A 15331-nucleotide genomic window follows, 5' to 3' on the forward strand; every position below is an offset into this window, starting at 1 on the left:
TCAGGGCGGGGCAGGCAACTGTTGGGTATCAATCTGTAACACGATGCGGGGAGTGAGGTGTTGATGAGCGACGATGGACGGATGCACGTCCCGGGTTCTGAGGTCGCCGATGCGCCGGCGTCGTCGGACCCGTCCCCGCACTTCCACCGCCGGGTCACCAGTTTCCGTGCCCGACGGTCCACGATCTCGGACAACCAGCAGGCGATCTGGGACCGGCTGTGGCCCGTCATGGGCACGCAGGCCCGCGAGGGCGATCAGCCGTCCGGTCTGCTCGACACCGATGCGTGGTTCGGCCGCCACGCTCCGGTGGTGCTGGAGATCGGCTGCGGAACAGGCACCTCGACGCTGGCGATGGCCCAGGACGAGCCGGACATCGACGTGGTGGCCGTCGAGGTGTACCGGCGCGGGTTGGCGCAGCTGCTCGGTGCGATCGATCGAGAAGGCATCACCAACATCCGGTTGATCCGCGGCGACGGCGTCGACGTCCTCACCCACATGTTCGGCACGGCCTCGTTGACCGGGGTGCGCGTCTTCTTCCCGGACCCGTGGCCCAAGGCCCGTCACCACAAGCGGCGCCTGCTGCAGCCCGAGGTCGTGGGGTTGATCGCCGACCGGCTCAAACCGGGCGGGCTTCTCCACGCGGCCACCGACCACACCGGGTACGCCGAACACATCGCCGAGGTCGGCGACAACGAACCGCGGCTGCGCCGGGTCACCGTCGACACTCCCGGGCTGCCCATCTCGGTGGCCCGCCCGGTGACGAAGTACGAGCGCAAGGCCCTGGCCGGTCCCATCGTGACCGAGCTGCTCTGGGAGAGAACATGAGTGTCACCGACAACCTCGAGACGATGACCGAGGTCCCCGGCGAGGAGCACGCCGAACCGTCGGCTCCGCCGAGCCTGCGGGTCCTGCTCGTCTGGGACGCGCCCAACCTCGACATGGGTCTCGGCTCGATCCTCGGGGGACGGCCCACCGCGGCGCACCGCCCCAGGTTCGACGCGCTGGGCCGCTGGCTGCTGGGCCGCACCGCCGAGTTGTCGGCGCAGCGCGCCCAGCAGGGCGAGACGGTGTCGCTGGAACCCGAGGCCTGCGTGTTCACCAACATCGCGCCCGGGAGCGCCGACGTCGTCCGGCCCTGGGTGGAGGCACTGCGCAACGTGGGCTTCGCGGTGTTCGCCAAACCGAAGATCGACGAGGACAGCGACGTCGACTCGGACATGCTGGAACACATCGCCCTGCGGTACAGCGAGGGACTGGCCGGCCTGCTGGTCGCCTCCGCTGACGGCCAGGCGTTCAAAACGCCGTTGGAGGAGATCGCACGCGACGGGGTCGCGGTTCAGGTCCTCGGATTTCGCGAACATGCCAGTTGGGCGTTAGCGTCGGATACCTTGGACTTCGTCGACCTGGAGGACATCGACGGTGTCTTCCGGGAACCGCTACCGCGGATCGGCCTTGACTCACTACCGGAGCAGGGCGCCTGGCTGCAGCCATTCCGGCCGCTGTCCTCGCTACTGGCCTCGCGTGTCTAGCAATGTGGAGCCTGGGTTTCCCGACATGCGCGGGCCGATGGCACGAAGTGTCGAAGATGGTTAGGAGCTAATACGTGTTCGCCTGGTGGGGTCGAACGGTGTACCAGTACCGATACATAGTGATCGGTGTCATGGTTGCACTGTGCCTGGGCGGCGGCGTCTACGGCATCAGTCTGGGACAGCACGTCACGCAGAGCGGTTTCTATGACGAGGGCAGCCAGTCGGTGCATGCCTCCGTCGTCTCGGACGAGGTCTACGGTCGCGACCGGACCAGCCATGTGGTGGCGATCCTGACGCCGCCCGACGGCGAGACGGTCGAGAACCCGGAATGGATCAAGAGCGTCACCGATGAGCTGAACACCCTGGTCGAGGACAATCCCGACCAGATCGTCAGCTGGGTCGGCTGGCTGCGCGCACCGGACGCGGCGTCCGAGACCGTGCAGCAGATGAAGACCGCGGACGGCTCGAAGACGTTCATCAGCATCCCGCTCAAGGGTGACGACGACGACGCGATCCTCAAGAATTTCCAGGCCATCGAACCGGCGTTGGAGCAGGTCAACGACGGCCGCATCCAGTTGGCCGGTCTGCAGCCGCTGGCCAGTGAGTTGACCGGCACCATCGGCGAGGACCAGCGCCGCGCGGAGGTCGCGGCGATCCCCCTGGTGGCGGTGGTTCTGTTCTTTGTGTTCGGCGGTGTCATCGCCGCCGCGCTGCCCGCCATCATCGGCGGCCTCACCATCGCCGGCGCGCTGGGCATCATGCGGCTGTTCGCCGAGTTCATGCCGGTGCACTTCTTCGCCCAACCGGTGGTCACGCTGATGGGTCTCGGCATCGCGATCGACTACGGCCTGTTCATGGTGAGCCGGTTCCGCGAAGAGATCGCCGAGGGCTACGACACCGAGGCCGCGGTGCGGCGCACGGTGATGACGTCGGGGCGGACGGTCATGTTCTCCGCGGTCATCCTGGTGGCCTCGTCGGTGCCGCTGCTGCTGTTCCCGCAGGGCTTCCTGAAGTCGATCACCTACGCGATCATCGCCTCGGTCATGCTCGCGGCGATCCTGTCGGTGACCGTGCTGCCTGCCACGTTCGCGATCCTGGGTCGCAACGTCGACGCGCTCGGGGTGCGCACCCTGCTGCGGATTCCCGCCTTCCGGAACTGGAAGCCGATGCGGGTGTACCTGGAGTGGCTGGCCGAGAAGACGCAGAAGACCAAGACGCGTGCCGAAGTGGAGAAGGGCTTCTGGGGGCGCCTGGTCAACGTGGTGATGAAGCGCCCGATCGCGTTCGCCACACCGATTTTGATCGTGATGATCCTGCTGGTGATCCCGCTGGGATCGCTGTCCCTCGGAGGCATCAGCGAGAAGTACCTGCCGCCCGACAACCCTGTCCGGCTGGCGCAGGAAGACTTCGACCGCAACTTCCCGACGTTCCGCACCGAACCGCTGACCCTGGTGGTGGAGCGGCAGGACGGTGAGCCGGTCACCGACCAGCAGCTCGCCGAGATTCGCGCGAAGGCGATGACGTTCAACGGGTTCATCGTTCCCGACGACGATCCCACCAAGATGTGGCAGGAACGCTCCGTGCAGGAGGGCGGTTCGGAGGATCCGTCGATCCGGGTGATCCAGAACGGCCTGGTGAACCGCAACGACGCGTCGCAGAAGATCGAGGAGCTGCGCTCGATCCAGCCGCCGCGCGGCATCGACATCTCCGTCGGCGGCACGCCCGCGCTGGAGCAGGACAGTATTCACAGCCTGTTCGACAAGCTCCCGCTGATGGTGGTCGTCCTGATCATCACCACGACCATCCTGATGTTCCTGGCGTTCGGGTCCATCGTGTTGCCCATCAAGGCCGCCTTGATGAGCGCGCTGACGCTCGGTTCGACGATGGGCATCCTGACGTGGATGTTCGTCGACGGGCACGGGTCCGGGATCATGAACTACACCCCGCAGCCGCTGATGGCGCCGATGATCGGCCTGATCATCGCGGTGATCTGGGGTCTGTCCACCGACTACGAGGTGTTCCTGGTCTCCCGGATGGTGGAGGCGCGCGAGCGTGGCATGTCGACCGCTGAGGCCATCCGCATCGGCACCGCCACCACCGGACGTCTGATCACCGGTGCGGCGCTGGTGCTGGCCGTGGTCGCCGGGGCGTTCGTGTTCTCCGACCTGGTGATGATGAAGTACCTGGCCTTCGGCCTGCTGATTGCGCTGCTGCTGGACGCGACGATCATCCGGATGTTCCTGGTGCCGGCGATCATGAAGCTGCTGGGCGACGACTGCTGGTGGGCACCGCGGTGGATGAAACGGGTCCAGGAGAAGCTCGGCCTCGGCGAGACCGAACTGCCCGACGAGCGCAAGCGCCCGGTCGTGCGGGACAACGCACCGGCCGAAGCGCTGGTCGGTGCCGGCGGCCCCCCGGTGATGCGACCGCGGGCGCCACACGACCCGGGTCATCCGATGCCGGCCGGCCCGACCGCCCGCATACCGCGCGCCGGTGACCCGTCCGCCGCAGGCACCACCCGGATTCCGCGCGAACCCGCGCGCCCCGGTGGGCCCGCGGAGGAGGAGCCGCAGACCACGCGTCTCTCGGCGGCCAAGACCGCGGCGCTCAACACGGTGCGCAATGCGGTCAGCAGCGTGTCCCAGCGTGGGCAGAAATCGACGCCGGAATCGGAATCGTCGTCGGCGCCCGCGGCACCTCCGGCGCGCGAGCAGCGCGAGATCGAGTCGTGGCTCGGGGATCTGCGCAGCGGCGGTTCGCAGGGTCAGGCCGCGCGGCCTGCGCCCAAGCCGCAGCCGTCGGCCGAACCCACCCGGGCCATGCCGGACCCCGCCGCCAACGAGCCGACCACCGCGATGCCGGCGGCCCGTCCGAGCGAGTCCGACGACGACGCCGAGACCCGCGCCATCCCGACGCCGCGCAAGACCGACGCCGACGCCGCGACCGAGAAGCTCAACACCCGCGCCGAGGATCGAGGCAGCAACGGGCTGAGCGCGCAGGAGCTGCTGCGCCGGGAGGGCCGGCTCTAGGCCGTAGTCACTCCACGTCGTCGGGTTCCGCAGCGACGCGCGGGCCCTCCTCGGCTTCCATCGCCGCTTTCTCTTTGTCGGGGTCCTCGGCCATGAGTACGCGGGTGACGCTGTTGATGAACGCCAGGGCCGGCACGGCCAGCAGCGCGCCGACGATTCCGGCGAGCACCGCTCCCCCGGCGATCACCAGCACGATCGCCAGCGGATGGATCGACACGGCCCGGCCCATCACCAGCGGCTGCAGCACATGGCCTTCGAGCTGCTGCACCGCGATGATGAGGCCCAGCGTGATCAGCGCGTAGATCCAGCCCTTGGCGATCAGCGCGACGATGACCGCGAGGAAACCGGTGACCACCGCACCGACCAGCGGGATGAACGCGCCGAGGAACACCAGCGACGCCAGCGGCAGAGCCAGCGGGATCCCCATGATCGCCAGGCCGACGCCGATGCCCACGGCGTCGACGAGCGCCACCAGGAACGTGGCCCGCACGTAGCCGATCAGCGAGTGGAAGCCGGCGCGGCCGGCGTCGCGCACCCGGGCGCGGATGTGCGTCGGGAAGATCTGGGTGATGAACGCGAAGATGTTGCGCCCGCCGTGCAGCAGGAAGATCAGCGTGAACAGCATCAGCAGCGCGCCGGTGACGATCTCGGTCACGGTGCCCGCCGTCGACAGCGCGCCGGTGGTCAGCCGCTCCTGGTTGTTGCTCAGCGCTTCGATGGCGGCGTCGCGGGCCTGGTTGATCTGCTGGGGGCTGACATCGAGCGGCCCGTCGGTCAGCCAGCTGACCAGGCCGTCGATGCTGGTGGTCACCTGACCGACAAGGTCGGGGACACCCTTGATGAACTGGTTGACCACGAACGTGAGCAACCCGCCGAACACCGCGAACCCGCTGAGCAGCACCAGTGCGACCGCACCGCCACGCGGCGCGCCCCGGCGGTCCAGGAAGTCCACCACCGGCATCAGGAGCGCCGCGACGATGGTGGCCAGGGCAACCGGGACGGTCAGCACCTCCAAGCGCAGGATCAGCCACAGCAGCGCGATGATCGCGGCACCGATGACCAGCAACCGCCACGACCACGCGGCTGCTTTTCGTACCAGCGGGCTGACCGAGTCCTCGGTGGCGCCAGCATCGGAGGGGGCAGACATTCCGGTAGCGTAACGGCCCGGCCAGATCCTGATTCCGAACTACGGAATCCGGCCGGCGGCGTCCTACTGTGTAGGGCGTGTCAGACGACGCCCTTGCCGGCGACACCGCGGTGCCGGCCGCCGACGCTCCCGCCCGGGGCAGGTACTGGTGGGTGCGTTGGGCCCTGATCGGTGTTGCGGTGATCGTGCTGACCGTCGAGGTGGCGCTGGTACACGACCAGCTCGCCAAGGCCTGGCGCAGCCTCTACACCGCTGACTTCCTGTGGGTGCTGGCCGCCGTGGCCGCCGCGATGGCATCGATGCACAGCTTCGCTCAGATCCAGCGCACACTGCTGCGGTCGGCGGGTGTGCCGGTGCGTCAATGGCGGTCGGAGGCAGCCTTTTACGCGGGCAATGCGCTGTCGACGACGCTGCCCGGCGGGCCGGTGCTCTCGGCCACGTTCATCTACCGTCAGCAGCGCCTGTGGGGCGCGTCGCCGCTGGTCGCGTCGTGGCAGCTGGTGATGTCGGGGGTGCTGCAGGTCATCGGTCTGGCGCTGCTGGGTCTGGGCGGGGCGTTCCTGCTCGGCGCCGGGGAGAATCCGCTGTCGCTGCTGTTCTCGCTCGGCGGGTTCCTCGCGCTGGTTCTGCTCGCGCAGGCAGTGGCCGGGCGGCCGGAGCTCATCGACGGCATCGGGGTGCGGGTGCTGACGTGGGTGAACTCCGTGCGCGGCAAGGCCGCCGACACCGGGCTGGCGAAGTGGCGCGAGATCCTCACCCAGCTGAAGTCCGTGCAACTGGGTCGCCGCGACCTCGGCGAGGCGTTCAGCTGGTCGCTGTTCAATTGGGTCGCCGACGTGGCCTGTCTGTTGTTCGCCTGCTACGCGGTGGGCGGCCATCCTTCGCTGGCCGGGGTGACGGTCGCCTACGCCGCGGCCCGCGCTGTCGGCTCCATTCCGCTGATGCCGGGCGGGCTGCTGGTGGTGGAGGCGGTGCTGGTGCCCGGGCTGGTGTCCAGCGGGATGACGCTGGCCGCGGCGATCTCGGCAATGCTCGTGTACCGGTTGGTCAGCTGGATCTTCATCTCGGCGGCCGGCTGGGTGATGTTCTTCTTCATGTTCCGCACGGAAAGCGAGATCGACCCGGATTCCGCGGGATCAGCTGTCGCCGTGGCGGATTCGCCGCTCGCGGTGCCGGTGCTGTTCAGCCCGGATCCCGAGGCGCCGCACCCGCCGGAAGCGTCGCCGAATGTGCGCTGAGGGCGGTGATTCCGTAGTTTCGCCGCCCTGTGCGCACGGTCGGCGCGCGTCGTCGCCCTGAGCGCACACTCGGGTGTCGGGCGCACCCGTCTACGATTGAGCACCTATGCCGAACCGTGATCCATCCGTCCGCCGCACCGCTGCCTTGGCGTTCGCCGCCGATCTCGTCTGCGTGGTGGTGTTCTGCACGATCGGCCGCCGCAGTCACGCCGAGGGACTCACCGTCGGCGGGATCGCCGAGACCGCATGGCCTTTCCTGACCGGGACGGTGGCCGGCTGGCTGCTCGCCCGCGGCTGGCAGCGGCCGACGTCGTTGGCGCCCACCGGCCTCGTGGTGTGGGTGTGCACGGTGGTGGTCGGCATGCTGCTACGCAAGGTCACCTCGGCAGGAACGGCGACAAGCTTCATCGTCGTCGCGTCGCTGACCACCGCGGCGTTGCTGTTGGGTTGGCGAGCCCTCAATCAGCTTGCGGCGCAGGCGTCGTCGCGACGGTGATCGTGGCCCGGAGGCCGCCGAGCGGACTGTCGGACAGTTCGACAGTGCCGCCGTGCAACTCGGCCTGCTGAGCCACCAACGCCAACCCCAGACCTGAGCCGCCCGGTGCGGCGTTGCTGCCGCGGGCGAACCGGCCGAGCACCGCGCGGTGTTCTTCGGCGGGCAGGCCGCGCCCGTCGTCGTCGACGACGATCGTCACCTCGCCGTCGCGGCGGCGCGCGGCCAGCACGATCCGACGGGCCCGGCCGTGCGTGATCGCGTTGCGGACCAGGTTGTCCACCGCCAACCGCAGCCCGTCGGGCCAGCCCAGCAGGACGCCCAGGTCGTCGGGCGCGTCGACGGTGATGTCGACGTCACGGCTGACGCGCATGTTCTCGCGCGCCACCCGGTCGAGCATGGCGGTCAGGTCGATGACCTCGCGGTCCTCGACCTGGGCGAGCTGGCCCGATGCCAACTGACCCAGCGCGGTGATGATGGCCTCCACGCGGCGCTGCGCCCTCGACAGGTCGGCGACCACTTCGGCGCGTTCGTCGTCGGGCAGGTCATGGATGCGCAGGGTGTCCAGGTCGGCGCGCATCGCGGTCAACGGTGTACGCAACTCGTGGGCGGCGTTGGCGGCGAAATCCTGCGCGGCCTGCAGCGAATTCGTCGTGGCGCGTTGTGCGGCGGCAAGCCGGTCCAGCATCGCGCTCATCGCCTCGGACAACTCCTCGGCCTCGCGCACGCCGTGCACCGCCGGCATCTGCTCGGTCCCCTGGCCGAGGCGTTTGGTGTGTTCGGTCAGCCGCCTCAGCGGCCGGATCGCCGGGCCGGCGAGCAGCCAACCCAGCAGCGCGGCGAACAGCACGGTGATCACACCGACGCCCACGTACAGCGGCACCCGGGCGGGGTTGAGCAGGATGCTGTCGGCGCGGATGCCGACCGAGATCAGCACTCCCCCATTGCGTTGCACCTCGATGGTCCGGACCCGGTACTCGACGTCGTTGACCATCACGGTCTCGGTGCCCGGCGGCAACGGCGGCAGCTGGAACCCGCGCTGGTACACCACCTGGCCGGTGGAACGCGACCGTCCGGTCTGCAGCACACCACGTCGCGGATCCGACAGTTGGTCGGGGAACATGCTCGCGTCGACGATCGCGTCCAGGCGCCGATCCAGTTGTGCCGCATCGTTGTTCGCGAGGACCACCGAGGTGAGGATGGTGAACACCGCGACCACGGCCGCGGCCGCGGCCGCAGAGGCCACGGCGACGCGGGTCCGCAACGACGCCGAACGCAGGCGGCGCAGAAGCCTCACGAATCTTCGCGCAGCACGTAACCGACACCGCGCACGGTGTGGATCACGCGGGGCTGCCCTTCGCGTTCGAGTTTGCGCCGCAGGTACGACACGAACACGTCGGCGACGTTGGTGTCGACGTCGAAGTCGTAACCCCACACCAGCTCGAGCAGCCGCTGCCTGCTCAGCACCACGCCGGCGTTGTCGGCCAGGACCGCGAGCAGGTCGAATTCGCGTTTGGTCAGTTCCACTCGCTCGCCGGCGACGAACACCAGGCGGCGGGCGGTGTCGATGGTCAGCGACCCCACGGTGAGGGTGTCCGTCGGCGGCTCGGAGTGGTGCGCCCGCCGCAGCAGCGCGTGCAGCCGGGCCACCAGCTCACCGAGATCGAACGGCTTGGTCAGGTAGTCGTCGGCGCCGGCTTCCAGGCCGGCGATGCGGTCGTTGACGGTGTCGCGGGCCGAGAGCACACAGATCGGGATGTCGTTGCCGAGCGCGCGCAGCGCCGTCACCACCGCCACGCCGTCGAGCTCGGGCATCTGCACGTCGAGCACCAGCGCGTCGTGCGACTCGCTGGCCAGCAGCCGCAGCGCCTCCTTGCCGCTGGCCGCGACGCGGACGTCGAATCCCGAATGCCGCAGCCCGCGGGCCACCGAGGTCCGGACGTCAGGGTCGTCGTCGACCATCAACACCGTCCGTCCGGCACCCTCAGTGGCGGAGGACTCTGCTCCGCGAGCGGGCGGAGTGTCCACCCTGTCTCGCACGGGTGTTACGAGTCGTAATCCGACGGGGTGTCGAGGCCCTCGGGGGTGAAGCCGCAGCGATGCTTCAGGTCGATCAGCGGGCGGCGGATGGCCAGGATTTCGTCGTGCACCTGCGGATTGGCGTTCATGTACTCGACGACCCTGTCGTGCACCTGGTCACGCGGCAGGCCGTGCAGATCGGTGAAGAACGCGTTGACCTCGGGATGGGTGTGCAGGTACGCCGACGACGCCGCGGACACACCGGCGGCTACACCGGAGAAGTCGGCTGCCGTGCAGTTCGGCGGGTCAGGCTGGGCGGGCGGGGCAGGCTGGGCAGGCTGGGCGAACGCCGTGGGCAGAGCACCGAAAAGCATGGCGCCGGCACATGCGCCCGCGCCCAAGACGCCGGTGGCGAGCCGACGCGCAGTAGAGGCCGGAATCAACATCAACGCTCCTTCTTCGACGAAATGGCTGCCGGGCGCCTGTGCGGCCACCGGTCGAGACCATCGTAGGAAAGCTAAGCAGAATGACCGTCCACTTTCCCGGCATGTGGCGAAACCGGTGTGGATGCCGGGGTCTGGGCGGCCTGCACCAATCCGAGCAGTTCGGGCATGTCGATCGGCAGCTTGCAGCGCCCGGACAGCGTCACCAGCGGCTGTTGCAGCCGTTGCAGATCGCCGGCCACGGTCGGGTTCGCGCCGAAGTACGCCTTGGCCGCGGCGACGGCCTGCGGGCCGCTGCCCTGGCCGGCGATGGCGGTCAGCGCCTCGTCGGTGTCCGGGTTGGCTTCGAGGTAGTTGCTGGTGTGGACCGCCACCATGCCGACCGTCTTGGCGATGGAGCTGGCTGCGCACGGGTCCGGCGCGGCCGTCGCGGTCGGCATCGCCGTGCCGGTCAGTGCTGCCGCGGCGCACGTGGCTGCCAGCGCGATCGCGGCGCTACGAACCGTTTCCATGACGAACTCCTAACAGTTCACCAACGCTGTGTCGAAGGCGAGCCCACCGCGATCCTGCCATCGGTATGTATTAGAGGTCGATGAGGCATTGCTGGCAGGCCTCCCGGAGCCCGACACCCTACAGCAGCCGGGTGTAATCTTTCGCTACGAAACGCCAGGCAGAAAGCGGGGACTTCCATCCAGCAGTTCATGATGCGGGTGAGTGCCACCCTGCGTAGATTCCGCTGGGCGGTGTTCGCGGTCTGGTTGATGCTGCTGGTGCCGTCGGGGTATCTGGCGATGAACGAGTCCGGGCACCTGACCGGCGGCGGTTTCGAGGTGGCGGGCTCGCAGTCGCTGTATGTGCAGCACCAATTGGAAGCTCAGTTCCCCGATCAGGGCGCCTCCCCCTTGGCGTTGGTGGCCGCACCGCGGGCCGACGCGTCGTTCGACGACATGAACAACGCGGTGGCGCACCTGGAGCGGCTCGTTGCCGACGTGCCCAGTGTCACGGTGATGCCGAACCCGCAACAGCCGCCGCCACAGCCGGACCGCCCCTACGTCATCACGCTGCAGCTGGATTTCGAGAACACCGGTGCGGTCGACATCGCCAAGCAGCTGCGCCAGAAGGTCGGGATCGACGGCGACGACGCCGGCGAGATGGAGAACGGCAAGGTCCGGCTCTATGTGATCGGGCAGGGCGCGCTCGGCGCCGCGGCGACGCAGGCCACCAAACAGGACATCGCGCAGGCCGAGAAGTGGAACTTCCCGATCGTCCTGTTGATCCTGCTGGCCGTGTTCGGTTCGCTGGCCGCGGCCGCGATGCCGCTGTTGCTGGGCGTCTGCACGGTCGCGGTGACCATGGGCATGGTCTTCATACTGTCGATGCACACGACGATGTCGGTGTTCGTGACGTCGACGGTGTCGATGTTCGGCATCGCGGTGGCGATCGACTATTCACTCTTCATCCTCATGCGCTTCCGCGAGGAGTTGCGCGCGGGCAGGGAACCGCAGGATGCCGCTGATGCCGCGATGGCCACCTCGGGTCTGGCGGTGGTGTTGTCGGGGTTGACGGTGATCGCGTCGGTCACCGGTCTGTACCTGATCAACACCCCGGTACTGCAGTCGATGGCCACCGGCGCGATCCTGGCGGTGGCGGTCGCCGTCCTGACGTCGACGACGCTGACGCCGGCGGTTCTGGCCACGTTCGGCCGCCGCGCCGCGCGCCGGTCGACCTACCTACGGTGGGGCCGCCGCGCCGATGCGACGCAGTCGAGATTCTGGACGCGCTGGACCGGTTGGGTGATGCGGCGGCCGTGGGTGTCGGCCCTGACGGCGGCGACCCTTCTGCTGGTGATGGCCGCGCCGGCGTTCTCGATGACGCTGGGCAACAGCATGCAGCGCCAGTTCGAGCCGACCCACGAGGTGCGCGGCGGGGTGAACGCGGCCGCCGTCGCGTTGGGTCCGGGGGCGCTCGGCCCGGTTCGGGTGCTGGTCACCTTCCCCGACGGCAACGCTGCCTCGGCAGCAGAGAAGGAACCGCTGCTCAACGAGATCCGGCAGCGGATGACGCAGGCCCCCAACACGGTGTCGGTGTCTCCGCCGGTGTTCGGCACCGATTACCGCATCGCGCTGCTGTCGGCGGTGCTGTCCGTCGACCCGGAGGACATGGGTGCCCGCGAAACGGTGGACTGGTTGCGCGAACAGCTGCCGCCGGTGGCCGGCGACCGCGCGCAGATCGACGTGGGCGGACCGACGGCGCTGATCAAGGACTTCGACGACCGGGTCTCGTCGACCCAGCCGTTGGTCTTCCTGTTCGTCGCGTTGATCGCGTTCGTGATGCTGTTGATCTCCATCCGTTCGGTGCTGCTCGCGCTCAAGGGTGTGCTGATGACCGTGCTGTCGGTGGCCGCGGCCTACGGCAGCCTGGTCGTCGTCTTCCAGTGGGGATGGTTGTCGGGGTTGGGCTTCGAACCGATCTCGTCGCTGGACAGCACCATCCCGCCGCTGGTGCTGGCGCTGACATTCGGCCTGTCGATGGACTACGAGATCTTCCTGCTCACCCGGATCCGGGAACGCTTCCTGCAGACGGGCAACACCCGCGACGCGGTGGCCTACGGCGTGTCCACCAGCGCGCGCACCATCACCAGTGCGGCGCTGATCATGATCGCGGTGTTCATCGGTTTCGCGTTCGCAGGCATGCCGCTGGTGGCCCAGCTCGGTGTCGCGTCGGCCGTCGCGATCGCCGTGGACGCCACGGTGGTGCGCCTGGTGCTCGTCCCCGCCCTGATGGCGATGTTCGACAAGTGGAACTGGTGGCTGCCCCGCTGGCTGGACCGCATCCTGCCGTCGGTGGACTTCGAGAAGCCGCTCCCCAAGGCCGACATCGGCGACCTCATCATCATTCCCGACGACATCTCCGCACTCGCCCCGTCCGGTCAGGATCTGCGCACCGTCGTCAAATCCGCGGCGAAGCTCAAAACGCTTGTGCCGCAGGCGATCACCGTCGCCGACCCGTTGGCGTTCAGCGGTTATCGGCCTGCGGGGACGCTGTCGCCGGCCCGGATCAAGCGCGGCGAGGCCCGTGTCACGGGCACGGTCGGCAACAGGGCCCACGGCAAGACCGTCGCGGTGAAGCTGCCCAAGCACCCGGTGACCATGTGGCGCGGTCGCCTCGACGTCGCGCTCGACGCAGTGAGCGTGGCGGCCGCCGGCGAGGGCGTGTTGACCCGTCGGGCTCCGCTGGAGACCACGAACGTGCTGTTGCCCACCGGTGACCGGCTGCAGATCCCGACCGGTGCGGAGACGTTGCGGCTGAAGGGCTACCTGATGGTCCAGCGCAACAGCGCCCGGGATTACCGGGAGTTCTCCGAACTGGTCGATTCGATGGACGTCCAGACCGCGGCGGGAGTGCTTGCCGGCATGGACCGGTACTACTGTGGTCAACCGGCACGCGAGCACTGGGTGGCAACCCAGCTGGTGCGCCGCCTGGCCGACCCGACGCCCGCCGACGGGCCCGACCTCTCGGGCGCCGATGCCGAGGCGGCGTGGGCGAAGGTCAGGCAGCGGTGTCTGTCGGTTGCAGTGGCGATGCTGGAGGAAGCGAGGTGACGGTGACCCCTGACGTGACGGGGGACATCCGGGCCGCGGGTCCGGAGAACGGTTCCGCGCGCGGTCGTCGCGACGAGCCCGAACACCATGTGCCCAGCGACCGGCCGGTCGAGTTCTGGCCCACTGCCGCCATCCGCGCCGCCCTGGAGAAGGACGACCTGGCGGTGTGGCAGCGCATCGTCGTCGCCATCAAACGCGACCCGTTCGGCCGTACCGCCCGACAGGTCGAAGAGGTGCTCGAAACGTCACAGCCCTACGGGGTGTCGCGTGCCATGGCCGAGGTGCTGCTGCGCACCCGCGAGCATCTCGAGGCCAACGAGCGCGCCGAGGTGGCCCGTCATGTGCACCTGCTGTTGGAGCGCTCCGGTCTGGGCGAGCAGGAGTTCGCGTCGCGGATCGGCGTGCCCGCCGACGAGTTCGGCAACTATCTGCGCGGCAGCGTCAGCCCACCGGCGTCGCTGATGATCCGGATGGGCCGGCTCTCGGAGCGCTTCGCCAAGATGCGTCAGCAGCGCCAATAGGTCGCTAGCGCGAGTGCAGCGGGCTGACGTCGACGACCTGCCATCGGCCATCGGTCTTGGTCAGCGTCACGCGCAACGCCAGCACCGCGCTGTCGGGTTCCTGGCCCGGCGTGTTCTGGGTGCTGCGCAACACCACCGCCACGCTCGCCGCCGCCGGGCCGATCGCCTCGACGCCCGCCGACACCGTGCGGGCCTGCGCCGAGACGTTGCGGCCGGCCAGGTCTTTGGCCACCCCCGCGAAGTCCGCGCGGAACCGTTCGGCGCTCTCCGGTGACATGAGCCCGGCGGCCCGGTCGATGGACGCGGTCGGGTTCTGCGGAGTGAATGTGGCCGACGCTTCGGCGACACTGCTGGCGATCCCGGCGACCTCGGTGGTGTCGCTGCGCAGGGTGCGGTCGGGCACCGTCCACTGCGTGTAGCCCACCACGGCGGCGGCCACCAGCGCCGCGGTCGCTGTGCCGACGACCACCAGCCGCAGCCCGGGTCCGTCGTCGTCGGTGCCCATGGTCACCTTGTCGCGGCGCGCCAGCACGAAGTTGACGACGACCGCTTCGACGATCAGCAGGCACAGCACCGAGAAGACGGCGACCCACCACCGCGGCCAGGCCAGTGCGACGCCGATGTACACCAAGGCGACGACGGCCGCCGCGGGCGCGAGCACGTCGAAGCCCAGGACCCGCAGTCGGTTTCTCATCGGATCGGCTCCAGCCGGGAGATCCGCAACTCGCCGTCCACCTCGGCGACGTCGAGGCGCAGGGTCCACCGCACGGTCTGCGGTGTCTCGGTGCCGGCGTTTTCGCTCAGCGAAGTGGCCACCACCAGCACGGTGTCGGTGCGGGTCGCGAAGCCGGTGAGGTCGTCGGCGCCGTCGTCCTGCGGCCGGTCCTCGGCCTGCGGGTGGTGAATGGTCTCCAGTGACACCGAGTTGACCTGCCCGGTGGTGCGGGCCTGCAGTGTCTGGACCAGCCGACGGAACGGCTCGACGGAGGCCTCGAAGTCGGCGTTGAGTTGCCCGACGGTGCCTTCGTGCAGTGTGGCGAGGTCCGTGTCGATGCTGTCTTTGCTCATGTTGATCAGCACGCCGGTCCATTCGGCGGCGGTCTGCAACACCCGGGTGCGGTGCTCCAGCTCGGCGCTGTCGTTGCGATGACCGACCCAGATCAGGCTGCCCAGCACGACGGCGACGACGGCCACCACCGCGAGCACTGCCGATCCGATCCCATAACCGGAGAACACACCCTCGCGGCGGACCTCCTGCTCGTCGGGCATGCGCGTGAGAGTACCTAAGCCGGCGACGGCCACTCTTCTGG

At 68.9% G+C, this 15331-nt stretch carries 14 protein-coding genes; 7 read left to right on the forward strand and 7 right to left on the reverse strand.

Going from position 1 to position 15331, the window contains the following annotated elements:
• The first annotated feature begins 63 nt into the window (after window positions 1–63).
• The 3 genes from trmB to ACQI46_RS15050 all read left to right on the forward strand — a co-directional run bounded on the left by trmB (window position 64) and on the right by ACQI46_RS15050 (window position 4558).
• Window positions 64–825 carry a tRNA (guanosine(46)-N7)-methyltransferase TrmB gene (gene trmB, locus ACQI46_RS15040; RefSeq protein WP_427094820.1) on the forward strand — a complete coding sequence of 254 codons (762 nt, stop codon included), beginning with the start codon at window positions 64–66 and terminating at the stop codon, window positions 823–825.
• Between the two features lie 23 nt (window positions 826–848).
• Window positions 849–1529: an NYN domain-containing protein gene (locus ACQI46_RS15045; protein ID WP_427095068.1), complete on the forward strand. Its 681-nt coding sequence runs from the start codon at window positions 849–851 to the stop codon at window positions 1527–1529.
• Window positions 1530–1603: 74 nt separating this feature from the next.
• Complete coding sequence (locus ACQI46_RS15050) at window positions 1604–4558, forward strand: MMPL family transporter (protein ID WP_427094821.1); 2955 nt, start codon at window positions 1604–1606, stop codon at window positions 4556–4558.
• A gap of 7 nt (window positions 4559–4565) precedes the next feature.
• On the opposite strand, the gene ACQI46_RS15055 is transcribed toward ACQI46_RS15050, so the two are convergent.
• Window positions 4566–5705 (reverse strand): AI-2E family transporter, encoded by a 1140-nt coding sequence (locus ACQI46_RS15055; protein ID WP_427094822.1) that lies wholly within the window; start codon window positions 5703–5705, stop codon window positions 4566–4568.
• 77 nt (window positions 5706–5782) lie between these two features.
• On the opposite strand from ACQI46_RS15055, the gene ACQI46_RS15060 reads away from it, so the two are divergent.
• Both ACQI46_RS15060 and ACQI46_RS15065 read left to right on the forward strand, forming a co-directional pair.
• Window positions 5783–6943 carry a lysylphosphatidylglycerol synthase transmembrane domain-containing protein gene (locus ACQI46_RS15060; protein WP_427094823.1) on the forward strand — a complete coding sequence of 387 codons (1161 nt, stop codon included), beginning with the start codon at window positions 5783–5785 and terminating at the stop codon, window positions 6941–6943.
• Between the two features lie 106 nt (window positions 6944–7049).
• Window positions 7050–7439 (forward strand): DUF3054 domain-containing protein, encoded by a 390-nt coding sequence (locus tag ACQI46_RS15065; protein WP_427094824.1) that lies wholly within the window; start codon window positions 7050–7052, stop codon window positions 7437–7439.
• Here the strand turns inward: ACQI46_RS15065 and ACQI46_RS15070 are convergent.
• The 4 genes from ACQI46_RS15070 to ACQI46_RS15085 form a co-directional block, all read right to left on the reverse strand.
• Window positions 7402–8733: a HAMP domain-containing sensor histidine kinase gene (locus ACQI46_RS15070; protein ID WP_427094825.1), complete on the reverse strand. Its 1332-nt coding sequence runs from the start codon at window positions 8731–8733 to the stop codon at window positions 7402–7404. The two genes, ACQI46_RS15065 and ACQI46_RS15070, sit on opposite strands and share 38 nt — an antisense overlap.
• Window positions 8730–9398, reverse strand: coding sequence for a response regulator transcription factor (locus ACQI46_RS15075; protein WP_427095069.1), 669 nt, complete (start codon window positions 9396–9398; stop codon window positions 8730–8732). The genes ACQI46_RS15070 and ACQI46_RS15075 overlap by 4 nt, the downstream gene beginning before the upstream one ends.
• 83 nt (window positions 9399–9481) lie before the next feature.
• Entirely contained in the window at window positions 9482–9901 is a 420-nt protein-coding gene (locus tag ACQI46_RS15080) for a hemophore-related protein (RefSeq protein ID WP_427095070.1), read from the reverse strand.
• Between the two features lie 71 nt (window positions 9902–9972).
• Window positions 9973–10410, reverse strand: coding sequence for a hemophore (locus ACQI46_RS15085; RefSeq protein WP_427094826.1), 438 nt, complete (start codon window positions 10408–10410; stop codon window positions 9973–9975).
• Between the two features lie 189 nt (window positions 10411–10599).
• Here ACQI46_RS15085 and ACQI46_RS15090 point away from each other — a divergent pair, with 189 nt between their 5' ends.
• Window positions 10600–13500 (forward strand): MMPL family transporter, encoded by a 2901-nt coding sequence (locus ACQI46_RS15090; RefSeq protein ID WP_427094827.1) that lies wholly within the window; start codon window positions 10600–10602, stop codon window positions 13498–13500.
• A complete protein-coding gene (locus tag ACQI46_RS15095; protein WP_427094828.1) occupies window positions 13497–14021 on the forward strand; it encodes an XRE family transcriptional regulator in 525 nt (174 codons plus the stop codon). The genes ACQI46_RS15090 and ACQI46_RS15095 overlap by 4 nt, the downstream gene beginning before the upstream one ends.
• Before the next feature lie 4 nt (window positions 14022–14025).
• Here the strand turns inward: ACQI46_RS15095 and ACQI46_RS15100 are convergent, their stop codons facing one another.
• The gene (locus ACQI46_RS15100) at window positions 14026–14715 is read right to left on the reverse strand and encodes a hypothetical protein (protein ID WP_427094829.1); all 690 of its coding nucleotides are present in this window, start codon (window positions 14713–14715) and stop codon (window positions 14026–14028) included.
• Complete coding sequence (locus tag ACQI46_RS15105; RefSeq protein WP_427094830.1) at window positions 14712–15290, reverse strand: hypothetical protein; 579 nt, start codon at window positions 15288–15290, stop codon at window positions 14712–14714. Before ACQI46_RS15105 ends, ACQI46_RS15100 begins: the two co-directional genes overlap by 4 nt.
• Between the last annotated feature and the right edge of the window lie 41 nt (window positions 15291–15331).

This window comes from Mycobacterium sp. SMC-4 (genome assembly GCF_050205565.1).
Classification (GTDB): Bacteria; Actinomycetota; Actinomycetes; order Mycobacteriales; family Mycobacteriaceae; genus Mycobacterium.